Origin of the sequence: Brucella sp. NBRC 14130 (assembly GCF_040371715.1) — a bacterium.
In the GTDB taxonomy this organism is placed as follows: Bacteria; Pseudomonadota; Alphaproteobacteria; order Rhizobiales; family Rhizobiaceae; genus Brucella; species Brucella intermedia.
Genome location: NZ_BAABTE010000059.1, coordinates 1 through 1,530, shown reverse-complemented (window position 1 = coordinate 1,530; position 1,530 = coordinate 1). Strand labels below are relative to the sequence as shown.

Genomic DNA, 1,530 nt, shown 5'->3' with positions numbered 1-1,530 from the left:
AGGTCGTGTCGAAAGAGCCCTCAAGGCCGTGCCTGGCGTCGCCGATGCGGTCGTCAATCTGGCGACCGAAAAGGCGAGCATCACCACCAACGCTGCGGTCGATCCTGCCACGCTCGTCAAGGCCGTGGAGGATGTAGGCTATGAGGTCGCGGCAAGCTTCTCCGCGCCGACGGCAGCCTCGCTTGAAGTGGCGATCGAGGGCATGACCTGCGCATCCTGCGTGGGACGCGTCGAAAAGGCGCTCAAGGCCGTACCCGGCGTCACCAATGCCGTCGTCAACCTCGCGACCGAGAAGGCCACGATCCAGGGCAGCGCCGATGCGGCGGCTTTGGTGGCTGCCATTGAGGGCGCGGGATACGACGCCAGGGTGATCGCCACGGCGGCAGGAACCAGCCAGGGCGAGACGGATGATCGTACCGAAAAGAAGGAAGCGGAGCGCCGTGAACTGACGCGCGATTTCACCATCGCGGCGGGGCTGACGGTGCCTGTCTTTATCCTGGAGATGGGCTCGCATGTCGTCCCGGGCATGCATGACCTGATCGCTTCGACCATCGGCATGCAGATGAACTGGTACATCCAGTTCGTGTTGACGACCATCGTGCTGTTCGTTCCGGGTATCCGCTTTTATGATAAGGGGCTGCCCGCCCTGTGGCGGCTCGCCCCCGACATGAATTCCCTGGTCGCGGTCGGCACGCTCGCCGCCTATGGCTATTCGCTGGTCGCGACCTTCGCGCCCGGTTTCCTGCCTGCCGGAACGGTGAACGTCTATTTCGAGGCAGCCGCCGTCATCGTGACGCTGATCTTGCTCGGTCGCCTGCTGGAGGCGCGTGCCAAGGGACGCACCTCCGAGGCGATCAAGCGTCTCGTCGGCCTTCAGGCCAAGATGGCGCGCGTGCGCAGGGACGGCAAGACGATCGAATTGCCGATCGATTCCGTTCTGACCGGAGACGTCGTTGAGGTTCGGCCCGGCGATCGCATCCCGGTGGATGGCGAGGTCATCGAAGGCGAGAGCTATGTCGATGAATCCATGATCACCGGCGAGCCGATCCCCGTCTCCAAGGCAAACGGCAGCGAAGTCGTGGCCGGAACGGTAAACCAGAAGGGCGCTTTCGCGATCCGCGCCACTGCGGTCGGCGGCAACACAGTGCTGTCGCAGATCATCCGTATGGTGGAGGAAGCTCAAGGGTCGAAGCTGCCGATCCAGGCGCTGGTCGACAAAGTCACGATGTATTTTGTGCCGGCGGTGTTTGCGGTAGCGATCCTCACCTTCGCCGCATGGATGTGGTTCGGCCCGTCGCCCGCACTCATATTCGCTCTGGTCAATGCCGTCGCCGTCCTGATCATCGCCTGCCCATGCGCCATGGGTCTGGCGACGCCGACCTCGATCATGGTAGGCACAGGCTGCGGTGCGGAACTTGGCGTGCTCTTCCGCAAGGGCGAGGCGCTGCAACTGCTGAAGGACGCGAAGGTCGTCGCCGTCGACAAGACGGGCACGCTGACGGAAGGCAAGCCCGCGCTCACCGATCTGGA

Annotated in this window: 1 protein-coding gene; it reads left to right on the top strand. The window is 63.7% G+C overall.

Annotation, left to right across the window (positions count from 1 at the left end):
- Window positions 1-1,530 (top strand): heavy metal translocating P-type ATPase (locus tag ABWW28_RS27515; RefSeq protein ID WP_353393006.1); only part of this gene is annotated, 1,530 nt, incomplete at both ends.